This is a genomic window from Allobaculum stercoricanis DSM 13633 (assembly GCF_000384195.1).
Taxonomy (GTDB): domain Bacteria; phylum Bacillota_I; class Bacilli_A; order Erysipelotrichales; family Erysipelotrichaceae; genus Allobaculum; species Allobaculum stercoricanis.
This window is the reverse complement of the sequence record NZ_KB913034.1, coordinates 1741784-1763234: the sequence shown is the minus strand read 5'-3', so window position 1 is coordinate 1763234 and position 21451 is coordinate 1741784. Positions and strand designations below refer to the sequence as shown.

Sequence of the window (21451 nt, the reverse complement as noted above, 5' to 3'; positions counted from 1 at the left end):
GGAGTGTTCATCATATGTTTGCAATACGACGATTTAAATTATATTCATGGACCATTGTCCTAGCGCTAGTTTGTAGTATGGATTTTGTCCTTCCAATGCCCATTCAAGCAAAAGAGCAGCCGACCTCCTTTGGCGAGGAACAAGGGATTCGCAAGACTTTAGCGCAACAAGACGAATTGGATGAGAATATTTTGAATCCGCCTGCCATATATACAGATGAAGCAGATTTCGAATTTGTGGATCAACGGGAAATCATCACTACACCAACACTTGCACCATACCATTCTTGTGTTTCTTTAGAACTTGTTTATTCCGATTCTAGTTCCGCCTTTGCCTACTATGGCAACGCCTTTATTGTGTCTAACCATACGTTATTAACGAGTGCCCATTGTTTATATGACCACGAAAATCAAGGTGGCTATGTTAAACGCATCGATATTACATTTGCCGATGGGACCACGATTTCAAGTGCGAATAGTGCGATGGATATTGTGATCAGCAAAGGTTTTGAAGCCAATGATCATTATGAAGAAGATTTAGGAATTATCGAAACAGAGATCGATCTTTCTCGCTATGCGACGCCATTAAAATTAGCCTCGCCAGCAAAGCCTAAACAAAATGTTGAGATGGTGGGTTATACAAGTGATTTGTTCTCTTCAACCTCCCCTGTTGATGGGCGCGCACTGGCTAAATCAACAGGTCGAATTGAGATGATGAATCCATCGTTATTGATTTTGTCTGTATATGGAGTGCCCGGACAATCAGGATCCCCGATTTTAGCCAACAATAAAGCGGTGGGTGTCTTTAATTTTGGTTTAAGAGATTCTTCTACGATGGAATTGATCCAAACAGGCGGTGTACCTTTTTTATCGCAACAACTCCATTGGCTTACGCAAAATGCCCGTTCTATGAATCAGCCGATTTATCGGGCGTATAATCCGAATAGTGGTGAACATTTATATACGAGAAGCTATGCAGAACTAGAACATATCACGCAAGTCGGATGGAAAGATGAAGGAATGGCGTGGATGGAAAGCGCCGGGCAAAATGGAGAAATCGTTTGGCGCTTATATAATCCCAATACAGGGGATCACCATTATACTGTTGATCAACATGAATATAGTGAACTGTCTAAATATGGTTGGATTCAAGAAGGTGAAACTTGGATTGCTCCACAAAAGACAACGCCCCAAGTTCAAGCGGTCTATCGCTTGTATAATCCTCATGCAATTTCGGGAGCGCATCATTTTACAACCGATCTTCAAGAAAGAAATGATTTGATTCAACTGGGTTGGAAAGAAGAAGGCATTGCCTTTTATGCGCTTTAAGGAATTGAAAAATAAAATCAGAAAGAAGAGAACAAATTATGCAGATTCGTTTAGCAAAGCATTGTGATCTTACAAGAATTCATGAGCTACTTGGTCAAGTGCTTAATGTTCATCATCAAGCACGCCCAGATTTATTTAAATCAGGCGCAAGAAAATATACGGATGAAGAATTAATAGACATTCTTCAAGATCCAAAGCGGCCAATCTTTGTTTATGTCAATGACGAAGGTGTTGTGATGGGTTATGCGTTTTGTATTTTACAACAACATCTCAACGACAATATTTTGACGGATATTAAAACGTTATATATTGATGACTTATGCGTTGACGAAAATGCCCGTCATCAGCGGATTGGACGGCAGTTGTATGACTATGTTGTTGAATACGCTCGCTCAATTGGCTGTTATAATGTAACTTTAAATGTTTGGGCAGACAACATTAATGCCTTACAGTTTTATCGCGCATTAAATTTAAAAGAACAAAAAATTGGAATGGAAATCATCCTCTAATCATAGGGCTTGAACTTGCTTAGATTTGGGATAATCAAGACAATTGCGCATAAAAAATGTATGATTCCAATTGAATCGACCAAATGAAAATACAAAAATTATGGAGAACAACCAATGAAAATATGTCCTTATTGCCATCTTGAAAACCCGGATGAAGCAAAACACTGCCTTGCTTGTGGAAAAAAGCTGACAGATGAAAAGCCAAACTGGTTTGGGTTGAGAAAAAGAAAGGCAAAAACAGATGGGAAAGCGGCGCAAGCAAATCAAGAAGAAACAAGTACGCCAAATCCCCAACCAACACCAGAATCTGTGCAAGACGAATCAAATCGGAATGAAGATCATGCCTTTGAAAATAAAGAGAAAGAACAAGAATCTAAGAGCATTTTAGATCGCTTGTTGCATGCAGACCAACCAACGGAACAAGTCGAATATACGCCTCTTTCCAGTCGCTTACAGCCGGATATTTCTTCAGTCGATCTAGAAGAAGAAAGAAGACGTCGTCAAGAACAGCTCGAACGTCAACAAAAAGCAAAGCGAGAAGCGCAAGAAGCAATGCAGCCCGAATCCCCTAAAAATGATAAACAGAAAATGTTGTTGACGGGTGTGATTTGTTTATTATCTTGCCTCGTTCTTGTTTTAGCTTTAATTGTAGCAACTCAAGGTTCACGCGATCGTAACAATCGTTGGGATTCGCCAACAAGTACGTCTTCTATTAAACGCTACTTCGATGATTCCTATACGGATGATTGGAAAAGTACGCAAACAGAAACCCATTCATTTGAAGAGATCGAAGATACACAATGGGTGGACGATGAAGAGTCCGGTCAATTTATTGAAGATATTCTTTCCGAAGAAGGACCACAAACCAGTGCGTCTAATTTATATGTCACCCATTATGTCATGAAAGTTCGCCAACAACCTTCTTTGGATGCCGAGTCGATTAGCTCGTTAGATGCCCAAGAACAAGTGGAAATCGTTTCGACGAAAACGGATGGAAATGGAGCGATTTGGGGATTACTAGCTCATGATGAAGGTTGGGTTTGTATTCAAGACAACCAACAAACGTATCTATCCAGCATTGAATAAACAAAAGGTCTAGGGAATTGAGCCTCCCTAGGCTTTTTTTAATGGGTCAAAAAGAACGGTGACTAAAACGTAAGAACAATCTACTTTATGTAGGGATTTTTCGTGCCTAAAATGAAGGTTAAGATCTTTTGATACAAGTAAAGAGAAAAGGTCTTTTTGTAAAATCGACTCTCGATTTTGATTCGTGTAAAATAGAAACAATCAAAATATTTGCGATTAAAATAAATGCTTAAGGAGGGATGAACGTGAACGAAGATTTACGCCGTGATATGCTCGTTCCCATTGTTTTATTTATTGTATTTGGCATCTTTGGAATAGGATTGCCTTTGTTTTTTATTATGACACTCATTCCGGTGCTTTGTTATGTATTGGCAATCTATGGATCAAGCAAGCCTAAGGAAATTTATTTAGGCAAAAATAGAAAGCGAAATGCGCCCTATAGATTTTGGAATGAGCCAAAATATCAAAACCATCCAGTTGTGCTTCCTCGCGTATTTTGTGGATTGGAAGCGATTCTTTGTCTGATTTTAGGATTTTCGATCCTGATTTTGTTTCCAATTTCTTTTTATTTATTCAATTGGAGTTCAATTTATTGGGCAATGGCAGAAGGAAGAGTTGCCCCTATGCCATCGATTCCTCATGGACAACAGCGCTATGCCAAGCAAGGTCCACAACAAACGTCAAAGCAATCTGCAGAAGATGTGCTTCGTAAAATGGGCGAAACGACACAACGCTTTTTGCAAAGTGATGAAGTGAAAGAGGCGACCAGAACGATTAGGGCAACAGTTGCTAATGTGGCCCAAGAAGTGGGTCAGGGCATGAAAAATGCCAAATCGACAACCTCTAATCCCACACAAAAACAAACGGCCTATAAAAAGCCTCAGCCTTCTCCAGATGAAATTGCGCAACAGTTAAAAATTGAGGTCATCCGCCAAATTGAAGCTAATGATTTGAAGCTACAAGACATTAACCGCTCTTTAGGGGGGATGTTAGAAACGATGTTTGGAAACAGTAAAATTACGATTGCGAAATACCAAGCGGGCGTTGATGAAGCGATTGAAATGTCCTCGCAAAACTTACATGCAGCAAGGGAATATGCCAAGACGGGAAGTAATCCAGAAGTGATGCAAAAGTTCTTGGATCGCTCAAATTTAATTAATCAAAAAACAAATGAGTTAATCGATGCATTAGTAACGCATCAACATAATTTGATGGAAGAAGATGTCAACGAGTTAACGAACTCTCTTGAAGATTTACAAGATTCTTTAAAGTACTATCGCTAAAGAAGCCAATTTATTCAAAATGAATATGCACTAAACTCCAGTTGAACGATAATGATCGTTTCATTGGAGTTTTTTGTTGCAAAAATGGAACGGGTTGGAATGTAAAACAGAGAGGCAATTCGATTTGTAAAATAAAAAAGACTCCAGTAGAAGTTCTACTGAAGTCTGATGGGAAAGATTAAAGGTGAGTAACGCGTTCTTTAATTTCTTGAGTACGGCCTTGGTTCCAGAATTGAGTACCAATGTATCCGCAAGTACGACGAGCAACGTTCATCTTATCTTGGTCTGTGTTTCCGCAGTTTGGACATTTCCAAACGAGTTTGTGGTTTTCATCTTCAACGATTTCAATTTCGCCTTCGTATCCACAAACTTGGCAGTAGTCAGATTTTGTGTTCAATTCTGCATACATGATGTGATCATAGATATGTTGAATTAAAGCCATGACTGCTGGTAAGTTGTTTTCCATATTTGGAACTTCAACATAGGAAATTGCTCCACCTGGGGAAAGTTTTTGGAACTGCGCTTCGAATGTTAATTTATTGAAAGCATCGATTGGTTCAGTAACATGCACGTGATAAGAGTTAGTGATGTAGTTCTTATCTGTTACGTGTGGGATGACACCAAAACGGTCTTGCAGTTTTTTGGAGAATTTGTAAGTTGTGGATTCCATTGGTGTGCCATATAAGGAGAAGTCAATGTTGTTTTGAGCTTTCCATTTTGCACAAGCCGCGTTGAGGTAATCCATAACACGTTTTGCGAATTCGAATCCTTTTGGATCAGTGTGGGAAACACCAGTCATGTAGTAAACACATTCGCATAAACCGGCATAGCCAAGAGAAATTGTGGAGTAACCGCCGAACAGTAATTTGTCGATTGTTTCTCCTTTTTCTAAACGAGCTAATGCGCCATTTTGCCAAAGGATTGGTGCAACATCACTTGGTGTGTTGAGCAGACGTTCATGACGTAAACGTAATGCGCGATAGCAAAGGTCTAAACGTTCGTCGAAGATACGCCAGAATTCTTTTTCGTCTTTTTTAGAAGAACAAGCGATGTCGACTAAGTTGATAGTTACAACACCTTGGTTGAAACGGCCGTAGTATTTTGGTTTTCCGTTTTCATCAACATATGGAGTTAAGAAGGAACGGCAACCCATTGCTGGATAGCAATGACCTTCTCCGTTTTTGTCGACTTTGAGTTCTAACATTTTCTTTTCGGAAATGTAGTCAGGAACCATACGTTTAGATGTGCACTTCGCAGCAAGTTGTGTTAAGTAGTAGTACTTGCTATCTGGGTGGATGTTATCTTCTTCCAGCACGTAGATCAGTTTAGGGAATGCTGGAGTAATGAAGTGACCTTTTTCGTTTTTAACGCCCAAAATTCTTTGTTTTAATACGGCTTCGATAATAGAAGCAAGGTCAGCTTTTGTTTGTGGATCATCCACTTCGTTGAGGTACATGAAGACAGTGATGAAAGGTGCTTGACCATTTGTTGTCATTAAAGTGATGACTTGGTATTGGATCGTTTGAACACCTTTTTCGATTTCTTTTTGAACACGCATTTCTGCGATTTCATTTACTGTTTTTTCATCAGTTGGCAAGTTCATTGCAGATAGCTCTTCTAAAACATCGCGACGTGCTTTTTCACGAGAGATTTGTACGAATGGAGCTAAATGAGAAAGGGTAATAGATTGTCCACCGTATTGGGAACTTGCAACTTGCGCAATGATTTGAGTTGCAATGTTACATGCAGTTGAGAAGCTATGTGGTTTTTCGATCATTGTTTCAGAAATGACTGTGCCATTTTGAAGCATATCTTCCAAGTTAACTAAGCAGCAGTTGTGCATATGCTGAGCAAAGTAGTCAGAGTCGTGGAAGTGAATTAAACCATTGTCGTGTGCAGCCATAATGTCAGCTGGAAGCAAGAAACGACGAGTGATGTCTTTGGACACTTCACCAGCCATGTAGTCACGTTGTACGGAGTTGACTAATGGGTTTTTATTTGAGTTTTCTTGTTTAACTTCTTCATTGTTGCGCTCTAACAAAGACATGATCTGTTGGTCAGTTGAATTTGTTTTACGAACAAGAGCGCGTTCGTAGCGGTATGTGATGTAGTTTTTAGCGACTGCGTAGTAGCCTGCACTCATTAATGCCGCTTCAACCATATCTTGGATTTCTTCAACTCCAGCAGAACGTTTCATGTTTTCGCATTGGCGAGCAACTTGATCAGCTACAGAAAGGATAGATTCTTCTGTGAGTTGATTATGTGTTGTAGCTTTATTTGCTTTGCGAATCGCGTTTTCGATTTTTGCAACGTTGAAAATCGCTTCTTCGCCACTTCGTTTGATGACTTTCATCAGCGTTTCTCCTTTATATATCGTTAAAATATCGTTAAACGATATTTGGATTGGAAAAGACCAATCAAATTAGAATGAGTTGTGAAAATCTGATTAGATCCAGGATTGTTCTGTAAGAGATTCACTATATGATTTGAATTGAAGTGAATAAAAATTGTGGATTCAATGATCGAAATCACTGAACAAAGAATTCACTTCAACGAAGTCCCTTGTTAAAAATTGGGTACAGATCTAAGTATATACAGGAAGTCTAGCAAGGAAAAGCGAAACAATCGAAATCCCACAAAAGTCCAAATCATTTTTTTGAAACAAACGGACAAGAGAATTTACAAACTTTTAGGTAAATATCATCGGAATTATTTGCTTTTTAATAAAGTTTGATGACAAAGTAAGGCAAATTTAGCGATGAATGAATCGTATAGAAAAGATGAAAAAGGAGCAAATTTCATTTCAAAAGGGCTCTAAAATCCATATCGGGCAAAAATGCAAATAGTTACAAAAAGGAAAAAAGAAAACCAACCGGAAAAATGGGTTGGCTTTCATTTGAGTTAGAATTGCGCTCGGAAGAAAATAATTTGACCAAAGCAGTAATGCGAAATGTGACTTTAGAAGTGAGTCACAAGGTCAGAACGAGAGAAGATTGCTCGCCCAAGAATTTGAACTGGTGTTTCTTCAAGCTCACGCAAAGTGAAGATACGAGGATCAACGTTGGCATTAGCGGCCATGAGAACCCAATATCCTTCTTTTTTAATCAGTCTTTTGACTGTGACTTCTTCTTGACCGATCAAGAATACGCCGATTGATCCAGAAGGAAGATCTTGGCACTGTTTGACATATAGTAAGTCGTTTTCGTGAATATGAGCATCTTTCATGGAATCACCGGTAACTCTTAAAAAGTAATCCCCACGGTGATAATCATCTTCGGTGACATCGACATAACCTTCGATATTTTCGTCAGCCAGTAAGCCATATCCCGCTTTGACGGTTCCTAAAATTGGACGACGTAACTGTAACCCACGCACGCGAGTTAAATCATCGAAATCGATATTGAGCATTTCTGCTAAAAGACGCAGCGTGTCTGGGGCAATTTTGCGAATTTTGCCACAGCACCATCGAGAAACTGTAGAACGCGTTACGCCACAGTATTTGGCAATATAGTCATTTGTCAAATTGTTGTCTTCTTTAAATTGGTTGAGAGCGTCTGGAATATTTACTTTCATAATTGAATTATAGCATGTGCGCAACTAAATAAAAGATGACAAGAATACTTTGTGCACAAAAAGTGCGAATTTTAAAAGAGAATAATGCTTTTATCTTGCGCAAGCAATGAACACATTAAGCAAAATCAGCAATAAAATGGCACGAATATCAACTTTTACTGACGAAATGTTTGGTTTCTATGAACAAACTAAAACGACTTCATGCGCATTTTGTTCATGGATGAGAGATGAAGTTTGCTCAATATGCGCATATAAATAGAGGATGATCTATAAAAGTGCACAAAAAGTGCGTATTTATATTGTGGATCAGAAAAATCATGACTATACTGAAGACATGAAACGGGTAATTGTACACAGTGACATCAACCATTGTTACGCACAAATTGAAGAAATGCGCCATCCAGAATTGCGCAATGTACCAATGGCAGTCGGAGGAAGTGAAGAAAAAAGGCATGGCATTATTTTGGCTAAAAACGATTTAGCCAAAGCTGCGAATATTAAAACAGGAGAGTCGCTACGTGATGCGTATCGCAAATGCCCGAATCTTACGATCGTCCATCCCGATTATGATGCGTATATGTATTACACTGAAAAAATTAAAGATATTTATCGTAAATATACTGATCGGGTGGAATCATTTGGCTTAGATGAGGCGTGGATTGATTTAACGCCATCGCAAAAATTATTTGGCGATGGCGTGGAGCTAGCTAAAAAAATACAAGACGAAGTATATGACACTTATGGCATGACCGTTAGTATGGGCGTTTCGTTTAATAAAGTATTTGCCAAACTTGGAAGTGATTTATTTAAACATAAAGGATTTGCGCTGATTCAAGAAGAAGATGTCGAGAACATCGTTTGGCCTTTGCCAGCAGAAGATTTATTGATGGTCGGTACGCGCATGAAAAAGAATTTGAATGAAATGGGCATTTTTACGATTGGTGATTTAGCGCACCGTTCGGTGCATGAACTTGAAAAACGTTTTGGCGTCATGGGCCATTTGCTATGGATGTATGCCAATGGTTTAGATGATAGTGAAGTGCATGAAGTAGGCTATACGCGCCCAGCAAAATCGATTTCTCATTCCAAAACAGTGGTCAAAGACATTGAAAGTATGGCGCAATTACGCGAAGTATTTCGCGTGTTGAGTGAATGTGTTGCTGCCGATTTACGCAAAGCCCACGTCAAAGGTCGTACAATTCACATCCATTTGCGAGGGAGTGATTTAAAAAGTTGTGGCAAACAAAAAAAGTTTGACCAATATACCGATTTAGCAAGCGATATTTTAAGTGCGGCGATGGATTTGGCCGCCAAGTTATGGGTAGGGGATGTACCTTTACGTTCTGTTGGCATTCATGTTTCCATGTTATCGGCAACGCAAAACTTTGATCAGCTCGATCTTTTTAGTCAGCCCCAAACCAGAGAAAAGGAACGCGCCCTAGAAGAAGTTTTATATAAAATTCGAAATCGTTATGGCTATGACTCTTGCCGTATGGCAGCATCGCGCGTGGATGTGCAACTAACCGATTTTGATCCGGATGGATTGTTGCATCAAGTTCATCCTGTAGGGGTTTTAGAAGGATCGATTCGTAAATGAAGTTGTTTAAGTATTACGTCGATGTGGTGACTTTGATTTTTCAAGATGGATCATTCAAACCGTTATTTGTTTGTTGGGGAAAACATCGTTATCGCATCGAAAAAGTATTAACTGTACGAGAGACATATTCTAAAGCGGGCGGTTGTGGAATTTGTTATACGTGTCGCATGAATAATGGTCAACAACGCAATTTGTTTTGGGAAAGAAACCGTTGGTTCGTTGAATCAGAAATCTATATTCCAGGTGCTCAAGAAGCAAGAGCTGAACCATCGGATAAAGGAATGTAGATAGAAAACAAAAGTCGCTTGTCGAAATCAATCAGCAAGCGACTTTTTAAAAGTAGATTATTTTGCAGGTCGAGCAGAGGAAGCCGCTTTTTGTGCTTCTTGCTGTTGTTGTTGCTCAAGTAAGCCTTGGGTAGAACCAGGATAGAATTGTTCTTTAAATTTTAAATATTTTGTAGTCATACGCGGGTAGTCATTTAAATAAGTTGGACTGACGCGTTGATAGGCATGATATTGGAATCCCACCATCAAAGCACAAAGAGGGAAGACAACAACCCAGCTCATGATGGAATAAGCTTTTGTATGATGTCTTTGGAAAATGACGCTAAGTGAGATAACCAAAAATCTTAAACCGGCAACGACCATTAATACGATCGTTGAAAAAGCCGGCATGATGTAACGGCCTTGTGGTTGGAAGTCATCACTCCATGAATAATACATCGATAAACCGATGACCATGACAGCGCAAAGGAAAGCCACCACAAAAAAGAATAAGTTTTGTGTATTTGTCGGATTTTTTGGATATTTTTTCTTTTTGTCGACAATCATTCGGGTGGTCCAAGCAAGAGTTTGTAAAGCAAAAGCGCCTAAACCAACCAACATGACGATTGCTGAGTAGAGATAGACTTGCTTAGAGAACAAAAAGTCCATGACCCCTAATAAACAAACAGAAGACATGAATGTCATCTGAGCCCAAGTGAATGTAAAGCCGTGTTTGAAGTTCCACATTTCAAAAAAGCCAATGCCTTCGCGATTCGCTTTATAAACAGTCGAAGGGGTATAGCCAAGATCACCGAATTGTTCCCCCATGACGAGGCGAGTTTTGGTGCCAAGTAAATCCCCATCATATAAAATGCCATTGCGAATAAACCACCAACCGGCAAGCAAGAACGTAATGACAAAGATCACTCCGGCTTTTTTGAGCATCATTTTCTTGTCTTCTGGACTCATATGACGATGGAAGGCGCTTAAAAAGAAAATCGGAATACTCATTAATATATAAGGATAGCTGTTGTAGTAAGACAGAATCGTAATCCCCATCGCAAAGGCGAATTTAATGCACATCGGCCAACTCCATTGTTGACGCATTCCGCGAATCCAACAATATAAAACGGCACTGACTCCAGCCATACAGAACAAGTCGTTATTGCTATAACTGGATAAAAAAGAGATCTGTGGCATTAAACCACAAAAGAATGCGCATAAAAAAGCCCATGCCGGTTTCCAGTATAGCCATTCGCATGTCCGGAACATGAAGTACACCATCGCTACTCCAGAAAAACAAGAAACAATACGAGCGGCATAAAATAAGGCGTGAGGATCTTGGGTAAAAAATGAAACGATCCACATATTGAAGGCACCAAGAATATTGGCAAGCATCGGTCGTAGAGCGTAGGAGAATCCCCAAATGTCGATTCGCACGGATTTGTCCCAGGCGTTTGGTAAATGTCCGTTTTGGAAAACGTAGTCAGATAAAATAATTCGTACACTTTCGTCGGGCGCTTTTGCCATGGGGACTGTGATCATCCAGGTGACATAAAGGCCGAATAGGGCAATTAGAAATAATGTAAAACAGATCCAAACTTTTTTGGAATAACGCGTTTTGGGTTGAGCAGTATAAACAGATTTATCACCTGAAGTGAACCATGACTTGATTTTGAGCCATGAGTGACTTAACGAAAAATTCATGTATAAATCCCTTTCAATCATTAAAACGTGCAAATATAGAGGAAGAATGTTTTTAATTCATCTAGTATTGCAGAATAGAGAGTTGCCATAAATAGGCATAGGCCAAAAAGGCCGTCAATTCTAAAAATAACATATCGTCAAACGTAATTCACAAAAGAGGAGTAGTTTTTGATTTTCGGGTAGTTTTTGTAACATTTGAAAGTTTGTAAGAGTTATGTATGCATTTGCATTACTGAGAATAATGGCATACTTGCAAAGATTCGAGCATGAAGAGAATTGCCTTGCCTTGAAAAAGAGCGCATTTTTGCTTTAATAAAGGCTATGAATAAGAAAACTGTAATTTTGATTCCATGTTATAACGAATCCGCTACGATCGAAAAAGTTATTCGCGATTATCGCGAAGCATTTCCAGGTGCGGAGATCTATGTTTACGATAACAACTCAACAGACCATACAGACGAAATTGCGCGCAAAGCGGGTGCAATTGTTCGCTATGAAAGAAAGCAGGGAAAGGGAAATGTTGTACGCTCCATGTTCAGAGACATTGAAGCTGACTGCTATATTATGGTTGATGGAGATGATACTTATCCAGCAGAAGATGCAATAAAACTCGCTAATGAAGTACTGAACAATGGTGTGGATATGGCGATTGGGGACCGTTTGTCTTCGACTTACTTTACGGAAAATAAACGTCCATTCCATAACACAGGAAACCGTTTAGTACGCGCTTTGATCAATACGTTCTATGACGCAAAAGTCAAAGACATCATGACTGGTTTACGTGCGTTCTCTTGGGACTTTGTTAAATCGTTCCCAGTTTGCTCTAAAGGATTTGAAATTGAAACAGAAATGACAATTTTTGCTTTAGACAAAAATATGAAACTTGCAGAAGTTCCAATTGGCTATCGCGATCGCCCAGAAGGCAGCGTATCGAAATTGAATACGATTAGCGATGGAATGAAAGTACTCAAAACAATTGGGACTTTATTGCGTGATACAAAACCATTTGCGTTCTTTACTTGGATCTCCGTTATCCTTTTATTGATCACAACTGCATTCTTCGTACCGATCTATATTGATTTTTTACATACTGGTTTAGTCGAAAAAGTTCCAACATTGATTATGGTGAGTATGCTAGGCATTATCACGATTCTTTGCTTCTTTACCGGAATTATTTTGACAAGCTTACGTAAAAATCAGAAAAATGAATTTGAACGAAGCTTGACGACAATGCGTTTGATTCGGGAAAGTCAACGTCAACAAGAAAATCAGATCAAAGAGGATTAAGCATGAAATTCTGGAAAAGAAAAAACGCAAAATCCGAAATTGAGCAAGAAGAATTAGAAACGAATGATCAAACAGAAGCTGAAAATACAGCGGATGAAAGAATGAGTGAACCTGTTTTAACCAAAGACAGTGCACAAGATGATCAAGAAGAAACACAAGTGGTCAGCGAAGATGCTGTGGTATTTCGAGTGGTAGCCAAAACGGCAGAACCGGAACCACAATCCACAAGTGAGCAACCAAGAGAAAAGCAAGAAGTTCAAGATCTACCCTTAGAAAAGGATGGCGAAGGGATTCAAGAAGACGAGGCTGAATCTGAAGAATTATCGGTCGATGAACTTCAAGATTTAGAAGAGATTGAAATCGAAACACCAAAAACAACTCCAGTTGATCAAGAACCATCCTCTTCAACAAAATCAGAACCGGCTCAACTTGATGAAACAGATAATCAAGATGCCGGAGTTTTACAAGAGGAACAAGAAAAAACAATTGCGAAAAACCAAAACAAAAAAGTAGATCCGGTTGTTCAACCAACATCACCACTCAGCGAACAAGAACGTTTATGGTTACGTCAATCCATTGATGAAATGGAGGATAAGAAGCAACGGAAAAAAGGCTGGGATCTAGCGATGATTTTGCTAGAAGAAATTTTGATTCTAGTCGCAACGATTTCCGTGGGCACGTTCTTTCCGAATTCGGCATTAATTATTCCAATGAGTGCAGTTGCTCTTGTCGTGAACTTATTAAGAATCTGGTATAGCGATGCACTGAATAAAGGATTTGACTTTTTATATAAATGGCGATGGCTCATTGCCCTGATTGTTTTTGCTTTATTAGTCCTTGCGAAAGTACACACATCTAATGCGGCAGCTTATATGTATAATTTCCAAGCTGACCCAAGTGTGGAAAATTCAATTTTCTTTGGTCGTCCACGTTTAATTCGAACAGATGAATATGTTGTTCAACTTCCATATTATTGGTCGCAATTTTATAACGACTTCCAAGAAATCTCTCATCAAATGTCGGTGAGTGGACAAAATATGATTCTTGGCTATAACGCTCCAGTACGCGATATCACAATGATCGGGAAACCGTTTGTTTTAGGATATTTATTGCTGGGAAATGAATATGGAATCAGTTGGTATTTCTGTGCCAAGACGATTTTAATGTTCATGGTAGCCATTGAAATGTTTAACATTTTAGTCAAGAACCGCTATTTGGCTGTGTTTGGGGCATTTGTGTTAACTTTTGCGCCCGCAACGCAATGGTGGTATTCTCCACATTTCTATGATGTTATTTTCTGGGCTTGTACATTATTTGTGGTGGGCTATTGGTTCTTTATGGCTTGTGGCTGGAAGAAATGGCTGATGACGATCTTAGCCATTTGTTCTTTAACAGGCTTTGTGCTGGCAATATTCCCATCTTTACAAGTGCCACTAGGCGTGTTGGCTTTCTTCTTAATGATTGCTTGCTTGATTCGCGATCGCGATCAACTGCAATTTAAAAAGACAGATCTGTTCAATGTGATCGTTGTGATCGCAGGGGTCGGTATTGTTTTGGGACCAACACTTTGGGGTATGCGTGATGATATTCAAATATTGATGAATACGGCTTACCCTGGTTCTCGAGTTTCAGTCGGTGGGGATGGTCAATTCTGGCGTTTATTTGTCAATCCAGTCAGCATTATGCAATCTTTCTTAGATCCGGCGTTGTTAAACAATAGTGAGATCTCTAGCTATACTCATTTTGGCATAGCTTGCATGATGTTTTATCCATTCTTGCGCTTTGCGTTATTCAAGAAAAAAGATCGCCAAGCGTGGGTTGGGGATGTATTGATGATTGCGATGATCATTGAAGTGACTTTCATGTTTGTCCAATTCCCAGAGTGGTTATCCAAACTCATGTTGTTATCTTATTGCAACCGAATGAATACAGTATTTGGTGTGACGGCAACGATCTTTACAATTTGGATGATTCAAGTTGCGTTCCAGACAGAAATGCGATTCAAAAAAACAATCATCTTCCTTGTCTTTGCCGTATATGCTTGTGGTGCATTTGTGACTGTGAAGTTTATGGATATTCCACACTTCAACGATTTTATCCCGCAAGGCTCTCTTGTCGTTTATGGCTTTATGATTGGAATTACGGTTGCTTTCTATTTGACCATGACACGTTTTAGACAATTAGGTCTGGCTGGAATGATTTTATGGACTGCTTGTTCGGGCTGCTTAGTGAACCCAATCATGATTGGTAGTGCGAGTGTAACGGATTATCCAATTGCGAAGAAAACTCGCCAATTGGTAGAAGAAAACCCTGATGCTTGGTGGGCTTATATGGGAAGTAATATTCGTGCTGGCTTATTAACGGCGAATGGCGCGAAAGTCATCAATGGCGTTAACTTCTATCCAGATTTTGAAAAATGGGAAATGTTAGATCCTGATTTAATTGATTCGGATACGATTAACCGCTATGCCCATATTCAAATGACGCCAACACCAAATCAAGAAACTGAAGTAGTACTGAACCGTCCAGATTTAGTTACTGTTCATATTGATCCATATGATCTTGAAAAATGGGATGTTCGCTATTTGATGGCAGATGAAGATTATTTACCGGCATTAGATGCTGTTGAACTTCCATATGATATTTTGTATCAAGATCAAGAAGGACAAGTCATTCTTGAATTAGAGTGGAAGTAAAATTTTGATCAATCAAACCAATCTGAAATTTGAGCAAGACTCAAAGAAGCAGATTGGTTTTCTTTTTCTGCTTTCAACAAGGTAAAAAAGAAAAATGAATGAGCTTATCCAATGAAATTGATGGACACGTTTTAATTGTTTGGTGGGATATGCTATAAAAGATAAGGAAATTTTAATGCTGATAAACAAAGAGGCATTGAAATGGAGAAGAAAAAAGGAGAAAAAGTATGGCAAAAAAGATCATACAAGTCGATGAGAAAGTACCGGGCAGTTTATTGTTCCCACTTTCCCTCCAACATTTATTTGCGATGTTTGGGGCGACTGTATTAGTTCCATTTGTTTTAGGAATCAATCCGGCAATTGTTTTATTTATGAACGGTGTCGGTACATTGTTATTTATTGCGATCACAAAAGGAAAAGCGCCAGCTTACTTAGGAAGCTCGTTTGCGTTTTTAGGTCCGGCTGGAATCGTTATTGCGAAATGGGGATTCCCTTACGCATTAGGTGGTTTCGTTGCGGTTGGTTTTTTAGGCTGCATTTTAGCATTAGTGATCAAAAAGTTTGGGACAGATTGGATTGATGTCGTTTTACCACCAGCGGCAATGGGACCAGTCGTCGCTTTGATTGGTTTAGAATTATCGGGATCCGCTGCCAATACAGCAGGATTATTAGCAGAAACAGTGGATATGAATAATGTCATCATCTTCGTTGTGACATTAGGAACGGCCATTATTGGGAACTTATGCTTCCGTAAGTTTTTTGCGATTATTCCAATTTTGATTGCGGTGATCACAGGATATGTAACAGCTGCAGTGTTAGGCGTTGTCGATTTTACAGCGATTCTACAAGCACCATTGATCCAAATTCCAAATTTCCAATTCCCGAAATTTTCTGTCAGTGCGATTATGACGATGTTGCCAGTGCTCTTGGTGATTACCTCTGAACATGTAGGACACCAAATCGTGACCAGTGAAATTGTCGGTCGTGATTTAATTAAAGAACCAGGTTTGCATCGCACAATTTTTGCGGATAACTTTTCAACGATGATTTCTGGTTTTGTGGGTTCTGTTCCAACAACAACATATGGTGAAAACATTGGTGTTATGGCTTTGACAGGCGTGTATTCAGTATGGGTAATTGGTGGAGCAGCAGTTTTATCCATTTGTTGCGCATTTATCGGCCCACTTTGTGCATTGATTCAATCCATTCCATCAGCTGTTATTGGCGGAATTTCTTTCTTATTATATGGAATGATCGGTGTTTCTGGTTTACGAATTTTAGTAGACCGTAAAGTTGACTATGCCAATACAGTGAACTTAATTTTGACTTCTGTCATTTTCGTCATTGGACTTTCTGGAATCACAATTAAACTGGGTGATATTACTCTTTCTGGAATGGTTCTTGCGGCATTGACTGGAATTTTAATGTCATTGATGATTTACATTTTTGACAAATGTCATTTATTAAACGAAAGCTCAAAAGCAGAATAAACTGTTTGGATCAACAATTTGAAATCATAAATGTTGAACCAATAAAAACTTCCCCAATTTTGAAACGAATGGATAACGTTCAATTTTGGGGAAGTTTTTTATTTGTCTTTGACCATCTTGAGAGGTAAGCGTCAAATGAATGACGGGTATTAAGATGAATAGCCTTTTGAGATAATTCGATCAGTTATCTCAGGGGGCTTTTTATTATGAATGATTTCGGCTATTTAGATCTTGGAATAGATTTCTCCAAAGTCAAAAACATTATTCTAGTGAATAAACCAGCCGATCTTCGTAAAGGGATTGATGGTTATGCTTCTATCATTCAGGGAATTTATCACCTAGATCCAACGGATGGTTCTTTGTATCTTTTTACTAACCGAACCAAAGATAAAATGAAAGGAATCCTCCATGATGGCAATGGTTACTGGTTGGTCTATAAACGTCTAGCTAGATCTCATTTAAAATGGCCTTTTACTGAAATAAATCAATATCAAACAATCAGCTCATCACAGTTACAAGCTCTACTATCCGGAATGACAATTGTGCCAGACCCTCAATTTTTACCTAAAAAACCAAAATACATTTAACCCAGCAGGCCACTCTGCTGGGTTTTTGACAAGAACTATATACATATGAAAAAACACATATTTAACATACTTAAATTTAATATAATATCTTATTAAGTTTCATATTATGCATAAATAAGATATAATACAGTTATGGTAAGAATAGATCCTGAAATTAAACAAAAAATCCGAACTAACATAGCGACTCAGATTCGTGAACAAACAAAAGACATGGACAAAAACGATGTCGTGAATTTACTTATTGATACAGTCTGCGAATCTCAAGGCAGAAAAGAGCTCAATAATTATCTCCAAAACGCTCTTTTTGCCGCAAAAACTGAAAACATTCAACTCAGACTCTTTGACTTAGATACCTTAGAACCAACTGATTTGGAAAAAGACACAATCGAATTCTTGAACGAAAAACGTGAAGCCTGTGAGATTACTGAAGAACAGTATCGCGAAGTTTTAGCTAAAGTCCAAAATCATCGAAAAAAGTTGGACAACCAATTAAACGATCTGAAAAAGCTAGATGCCGTTAAGAAAAACAAACCAAGAAAAGACTGCAGAAACCACGAACCCGATATCATCGATGTTATTCAACTCGATGAAAACACTCTCTGCCCATTCTGTGGCAGAAAGATGTCCCATTTAGATTATTCGGAAAAAACCGTTATTGAATACCAACCAGCTCAATACCTAATCAGAAAAATCAAACTGGAAAAAAAGGTTTGTCCGGCAGGATGTACAGATGAAAACGGAAAATCGATGATCATCAAAGCTCAACCGAAAGAACCAGATCTCATTGACAAGAGCATTGCCACAACTTCTCTTGTTGCCGGACTCGCTTATGAAAAATTCATGATGGGCACACCGTTATACCGCCTTGAAAAGGACGCCTCTGCTTTGGGAGTAGATCTGTCTAGACAGACAATGAGTAATATTTTACAGACGTGCTATGAACAATATCTAATCCCCATCTGCGAACAGATCAATCAGGATCTAGTGAAGCAAAATGTCATCCATATGGATGAAACACCGCTACAGTGTCTTGCCTTAAAAGACCGATCGACTTCCTATATGATCTGTGGAGTTAGTGGAGAATATGCACAACAACAAATGGTTCTTTACCAGTTCAATGAAAGTCGGAAAAAAAGAATTTATCATAAGTATGCTTGGGACAGATTTTACCGGCGCACTCATGACAGATGGACTGCAAGGCTACAGATCCTATCCAGGATGCACAAAACTATCTTGTTTGGCACATGCAAGACGGTACTTTTATGATGCCGTTAACTGTAGGGATGATTATGCCCAATTGAAAAAGATTTTGAATGCGTATAAAAATTCCGATGATATTCCGGAAAAAGCTCAAGCCTTCCTTCAAGAACATGAGTCTTTAAATCGTTTAGTTGCCATTTTAAAACAAATCGCAGAACTGTATCAAATCGAGAATGACTTTTCTGATTGTTCAACTGAACAGAGAACACAGGCCAGAAAAAAGCTAAGCAATCCTCGTTTTGAAAAGTTAGTGCAAGAAGTTGAAATTGTAGCAGAAGGATTCGAAGAGAAAACGAAAGCTCATAAAGCTGCAACATACTTCTTGGAGCGTAAAGAAGAATTAGCGAGATACATAGAAAATGGCATTTATCCGATCGATAATAATTTAGCTGAAAGAAAAATAAAGAGTTTCGTGATCGCAAGAAAGAATTTCTTGTTCTCGAATAGTGTCAGCGGAGCAGAATCGGCTGCTGGGTATATGACACTGCTAGAATCAGCTAAAATGAATGGATTAAACCCATTCATGTACCTAGAACACGTTTTGAATACATTGAAGTATTACAAAGAAGAGCAAATTCCACAGAAAGTAGTGGAAGAGTTAGTTCCATACTCTAAAAATCTTCCTGAAAACTTATATCTTCAGTCAAATAATTAAGGCGCTGTATTCTGTTTAGCTACAAACAGAATACAGCGCCTTTTATTCTAATAACACACGTCATTCATTTGACGCTTACCTTGAGAGTTCGCAATTTTATGGCTAGGGATTGCCTTGCAAAAGGTCACATGGAAAACATCATTGTGATGGTTATTCTATTTGATATTGATTGGTTAGCAACTTTGATGAGAATCAAAATCGGCGTAATGTTATGTCATTATTTCGATTTCTGTTCGGGATAACTTTTGTTGTATTGATTGCTTTTGTGAAGCTGCACTTGATGACGTCGGCGGCGCACAATTAAGCGTTCAAAACTACCATTTTCAATAAATTCCGCAAGAGTATATTGTTCAAGCATCGTAACGGTGCAGGCAAGATGTCCGGCGGTTTTTTGGTAGAGATCAATTAAGGAAGGCGGTAAGACCATATAACTCAATCGCAAGGAAGAAGAAAGTGATTTTGAGAATGTATTGAGATAAATCACTTTTTGATGATGGTCTAAGGCATAAAGCGTTTGTAACATCGGCCCACTTTGAAAAAATTCAGAGTTAAAGTCATCTTCAATCAAATACCCCGCTTTATTTTTGATCCACGATAAATACGCTTTTCTTCTTGTTGGTGAAGCTTTAATCAAACCAGGGAAGCTCGAAAAGGGGGAGACATGTAAAAACTGACTTTGGGAGTTGGCAAGTTGCTCCAATTGAATTCCATCTTGATCGAGTTCGAGTTTTTCAATCGTCGCATTCGATGCTTGATACACTTGTTCAATGATGGGATAACAAGGAGATTCTAAAGCGACATGAAAATCTTCTTTGAACATACGACAAAGTAAGAAATATAATTCTTGGCTTCCAGAGGCAATGACGATTTGTTCAGGTTGAACGTTCATGGAACGATGATGAACTAAGTAGTTGGCGATCACATTGCGCAAGCGATGACTGCCAGCGCCATGAGATGTTTGCAACAAATATTCTTGATCGCGGGACATCACCATGCGCATCGTTTTAAACCAAAGAGAGGCGGGAAAGTCGTGATCGGGCGTGGCAAGGTCCGGTTCTAAGGGATGAAGTTGGAATGGATTTTGTTTTTGCGGGCGAATATTTCCATCTAAAACAAAAAATCCTTTGCGCTCTTTTGCGACAATGTAGCCTTCTTGTTCCAATAAGCTTAAGGCTTGTTCAACCGTGGATAGTGAGAGATGCAAATCAAGGGCATATTGTCGTTTTGAAGGCAGTTTGTCGTGGGCCACAAATAATCCGGATTCAATATCATGACGAATATGACGATACAAAGAGAGTGCTAATGGTTTTTCTAAGACGTAACTAATCATCTGGTCTGCTCTATTTTTCTTTTTCTGATTCTTTTGATCAGATCAGAAATGAGTATACTGGAAAACAAGTTCATTTAAAATGAAAAATCACGATCAACTTGATCGTAAGGAGTTATCGAATGAAAACAGCTTTAAAACAAACTGCTTATCCAACGCGCGGTTCAGTTGCCTGGATTACAACTTGCGCTTTCTTTATGGCACTCACAATTGCGCTCGCTAGTTTTGGGATCCCTGTCCCAGGGGGAGAATTATATTTATGTGATATTGCAATCACGACCGCTGCGATGTTATTAGATCCAATCGGCGCGATGTTAGTCGGTGGAATTGGCACATTTATTGGTGATGCCTTATATTATCCAGCACCAATGTACATTTCTCTTGTCGTTCATGGATTACAAGCATTTACGATCAGTTGGTTTGCGCATAACACGTTTAAAAATAAACCGATCATTGGGGCAATTGTTGGCCTTGTTTTGGGGGTAGTCATTTTAGTGACGGGATATACGATCGGGAAAATCTATGTGTATTCGACAGTGGAATATGCGATCCTGAGTTTCCCATTTGAAGTTTTGCAAGGAACGATTGGGGCAAGTTGTGGCTTGATGTTGACGTATGGATGTCATTTGAAACAAATTTTTGAGAAAAGAGTAAATCGTCGTCGGTAAAGAATAAAGAACAAGGGGAGCAATACTTGCTCCTTTTCTTTTTGTTGGCGAAGGTTTACATCTTCTTTTATCTCATCCAAAATAGAAAATAATCATCAAAAATTTTAATTAAAAAGTTTGAATAAAAAAGAA

The 21451-nt window shown here is 38.8% G+C and carries 17 protein-coding genes; 13 read left to right on the top strand and 4 right to left on the bottom strand.

Going from position 1 to position 21451, the window contains the following annotated elements:
* The first annotated feature begins 14 nt into the window (after positions 1 to 14).
* The 4 genes from ALLST_RS11145 to ALLST_RS0108180 all read left to right on the top strand — a co-directional run bounded on the left by ALLST_RS11145 (position 15) and on the right by ALLST_RS0108180 (position 4206).
* Complete coding sequence (locus ALLST_RS11145; protein ID WP_019893679.1) at positions 15 to 1328, top strand: trypsin-like peptidase domain-containing protein; 1314 nt, start codon at positions 15 to 17, stop codon at positions 1326 to 1328.
* Between the two features lie 38 nt (positions 1329 to 1366).
* The gene (locus ALLST_RS0108190) at positions 1367 to 1837 is read left to right on the top strand and encodes a GNAT family N-acetyltransferase (RefSeq protein ID WP_019893678.1); all 471 of its coding nucleotides are present in this window, start codon (positions 1367 to 1369) and stop codon (positions 1835 to 1837) included.
* 114 nt (positions 1838 to 1951) lie between these two features.
* Entirely contained in the window at positions 1952 to 2923 is a 972-nt protein-coding gene (locus tag ALLST_RS0108185) for a zinc-ribbon domain-containing protein (RefSeq protein WP_019893677.1), read from the top strand.
* A gap of 239 nt (positions 2924 to 3162) precedes the next feature.
* Complete coding sequence (locus ALLST_RS0108180) at positions 3163 to 4206, top strand: DUF308 domain-containing protein (protein ID WP_019893676.1); 1044 nt, start codon at positions 3163 to 3165, stop codon at positions 4204 to 4206.
* Between the two features lie 178 nt (positions 4207 to 4384).
* Here the strand turns inward: ALLST_RS0108180 and nrdD are convergent, their stop codons facing one another.
* Complete coding sequence (nrdD, locus tag ALLST_RS0108175) at positions 4385 to 6559, bottom strand: anaerobic ribonucleoside-triphosphate reductase (RefSeq protein WP_019893675.1); 2175 nt, start codon at positions 6557 to 6559, stop codon at positions 4385 to 4387.
* A gap of 605 nt (positions 6560 to 7164) precedes the next feature.
* Positions 7165 to 7779 carry a LexA family protein gene (locus ALLST_RS0108170; protein ID WP_033399754.1) on the bottom strand — a complete coding sequence of 205 codons (615 nt, stop codon included), beginning with the start codon at positions 7777 to 7779 and terminating at the stop codon, positions 7165 to 7167.
* A gap of 262 nt (positions 7780 to 8041) precedes the next feature.
* On the opposite strand from ALLST_RS0108170, the gene dinB reads away from it, so the two are divergent.
* Together dinB and ALLST_RS10550 are read left to right on the top strand one after the other, a co-directional pair.
* Positions 8042 to 9376, top strand: a complete 1335-nt coding sequence (dinB, locus tag ALLST_RS0108165; RefSeq protein ID WP_019893672.1) for a DNA polymerase IV — start codon at positions 8042 to 8044, stop codon at positions 9374 to 9376.
* The gene (locus ALLST_RS10550; protein ID WP_019893671.1) at positions 9373 to 9663 is read left to right on the top strand and encodes a hypothetical protein; all 291 of its coding nucleotides are present in this window, start codon (positions 9373 to 9375) and stop codon (positions 9661 to 9663) included. The genes dinB and ALLST_RS10550 overlap by 4 nt, the downstream gene beginning before the upstream one ends.
* Positions 9664 to 9720: 57 nt before the next feature.
* Here the strand turns inward: ALLST_RS10550 and ALLST_RS0108155 are convergent, their stop codons facing one another.
* Positions 9721 to 11349, bottom strand: coding sequence for an ArnT family glycosyltransferase (locus tag ALLST_RS0108155; protein ID WP_019893670.1), 1629 nt, complete (start codon positions 11347 to 11349; stop codon positions 9721 to 9723).
* Positions 11350 to 11670: 321 nt separating this feature from the next.
* On the opposite strand from ALLST_RS0108155, the gene ALLST_RS0108150 reads away from it, so the two are divergent.
* The 6 genes from ALLST_RS0108150 (at position 11671) to ALLST_RS11725 (ending at position 19324) form a co-directional block, all read left to right on the top strand.
* Complete coding sequence (locus ALLST_RS0108150) at positions 11671 to 12636, top strand: glycosyltransferase family 2 protein (RefSeq protein WP_026472854.1); 966 nt, start codon at positions 11671 to 11673, stop codon at positions 12634 to 12636.
* Between the two features lie 2 nt (positions 12637 to 12638).
* Positions 12639 to 15332 (top strand): DUF7657 domain-containing protein, encoded by a 2694-nt coding sequence (locus ALLST_RS0108145; protein ID WP_019893668.1) that lies wholly within the window; start codon positions 12639 to 12641, stop codon positions 15330 to 15332.
* Positions 15333 to 15559: 227 nt separating this feature from the next.
* Complete coding sequence (uraA, locus tag ALLST_RS0108140) at positions 15560 to 16822, top strand: uracil permease (RefSeq protein ID WP_019893667.1); 1263 nt, start codon at positions 15560 to 15562, stop codon at positions 16820 to 16822.
* Between the two features lie 206 nt (positions 16823 to 17028).
* Positions 17029 to 17409: an IS66 family insertion sequence element accessory protein TnpB gene (gene tnpB, locus ALLST_RS10545; RefSeq protein ID WP_019893665.1), complete on the top strand. Its 381-nt coding sequence runs from the start codon at positions 17029 to 17031 to the stop codon at positions 17407 to 17409.
* Positions 17410 to 17541: 132 nt separating this feature from the next.
* Complete coding sequence (locus ALLST_RS11730) at positions 17542 to 18675, top strand: IS66 family transposase (RefSeq protein WP_026472853.1); 1134 nt, start codon at positions 17542 to 17544, stop codon at positions 18673 to 18675.
* Positions 18560 to 19324: an IS66 family transposase gene (locus ALLST_RS11725; protein WP_245553768.1), complete on the top strand. Its 765-nt coding sequence runs from the start codon at positions 18560 to 18562 to the stop codon at positions 19322 to 19324. Before ALLST_RS11730 ends, ALLST_RS11725 begins: the two co-directional genes overlap by 116 nt.
* A gap of 217 nt (positions 19325 to 19541) precedes the next feature.
* Here the strand turns inward: ALLST_RS11725 and pdxR are convergent, their stop codons facing one another.
* Positions 19542 to 20654 carry a MocR-like pyridoxine biosynthesis transcription factor PdxR gene (pdxR, locus tag ALLST_RS10540; protein WP_019893663.1) on the bottom strand — a complete coding sequence of 371 codons (1113 nt, stop codon included), beginning with the start codon at positions 20652 to 20654 and terminating at the stop codon, positions 19542 to 19544.
* Positions 20655 to 20773: 119 nt separating this feature from the next.
* Between pdxR and ALLST_RS0108115 the strand changes: the two genes are divergently transcribed.
* Positions 20774 to 21319 (top strand): ECF transporter S component, encoded by a 546-nt coding sequence (locus ALLST_RS0108115; RefSeq protein WP_019893662.1) that lies wholly within the window; start codon positions 20774 to 20776, stop codon positions 21317 to 21319.
* Positions 21320 to 21451: the final 132 nt, after the last annotated feature.

What these genes read in the sequence shown, in the direction of transcription:
- ALLST_RS11145 (WP_019893679.1), top strand. Translation starts at nt 15, where the DNA reads ATGTTTGCAATACGACGATTTAAATTATATTCATGGACCATTGTCCTA.
- ALLST_RS0108190 (WP_019893678.1), top strand. Translation starts at nt 1,367, where the DNA reads ATGCAGATTCGTTTAGCAAAGCATTGTGATCTTACAAGAATTCATGAG.
- ALLST_RS0108185 (WP_019893677.1), top strand. Translation starts at nt 1,952, where the DNA reads ATGAAAATATGTCCTTATTGCCATCTTGAAAACCCGGATGAAGCAAAA.
- ALLST_RS0108180 (WP_019893676.1), top strand. Translation starts at nt 3,163, where the DNA reads ATGAACGTGAACGAAGATTTACGCCGTGATATGCTCGTTCCCATTGTT.
- nrdD (WP_019893675.1), bottom strand. Translation starts at nt 6,559, where the DNA reads ATGAAAGTCATCAAACGAAGTGGCGAAGAAGCGATTTTCAACGTTGCA.
- ALLST_RS0108170 (WP_033399754.1), bottom strand. Translation starts at nt 7,779, where the DNA reads ATGAAAGTAAATATTCCAGACGCTCTCAACCAATTTAAAGAAGACAAC.
- dinB (WP_019893672.1), top strand. Translation starts at nt 8,042, where the DNA reads ATGATCTATAAAAGTGCACAAAAAGTGCGTATTTATATTGTGGATCAG.
- ALLST_RS10550 (WP_019893671.1), top strand. Translation starts at nt 9,373, where the DNA reads ATGAAGTTGTTTAAGTATTACGTCGATGTGGTGACTTTGATTTTTCAA.
- ALLST_RS0108155 (WP_019893670.1), bottom strand. Translation starts at nt 11,349, where the DNA reads ATGAATTTTTCGTTAAGTCACTCATGGCTCAAAATCAAGTCATGGTTC.
- ALLST_RS0108150 (WP_026472854.1), top strand. Translation starts at nt 11,671, where the DNA reads ATGAATAAGAAAACTGTAATTTTGATTCCATGTTATAACGAATCCGCT.
- ALLST_RS0108145 (WP_019893668.1), top strand. Translation starts at nt 12,639, where the DNA reads ATGAAATTCTGGAAAAGAAAAAACGCAAAATCCGAAATTGAGCAAGAA.
- uraA (WP_019893667.1), top strand. Translation starts at nt 15,560, where the DNA reads ATGGCAAAAAAGATCATACAAGTCGATGAGAAAGTACCGGGCAGTTTA.
- tnpB (WP_019893665.1), top strand. Translation starts at nt 17,029, where the DNA reads ATGAATGATTTCGGCTATTTAGATCTTGGAATAGATTTCTCCAAAGTC.
- ALLST_RS11730 (WP_026472853.1), top strand. Translation starts at nt 17,542, where the DNA reads ATGGTAAGAATAGATCCTGAAATTAAACAAAAAATCCGAACTAACATA.
- ALLST_RS11725 (WP_245553768.1), top strand. Translation starts at nt 18,560, where the DNA reads ATGCTTGGGACAGATTTTACCGGCGCACTCATGACAGATGGACTGCAA.
- pdxR (WP_019893663.1), bottom strand. Translation starts at nt 20,654, where the DNA reads ATGATTAGTTACGTCTTAGAAAAACCATTAGCACTCTCTTTGTATCGT.
- ALLST_RS0108115 (WP_019893662.1), top strand. Translation starts at nt 20,774, where the DNA reads ATGAAAACAGCTTTAAAACAAACTGCTTATCCAACGCGCGGTTCAGTT.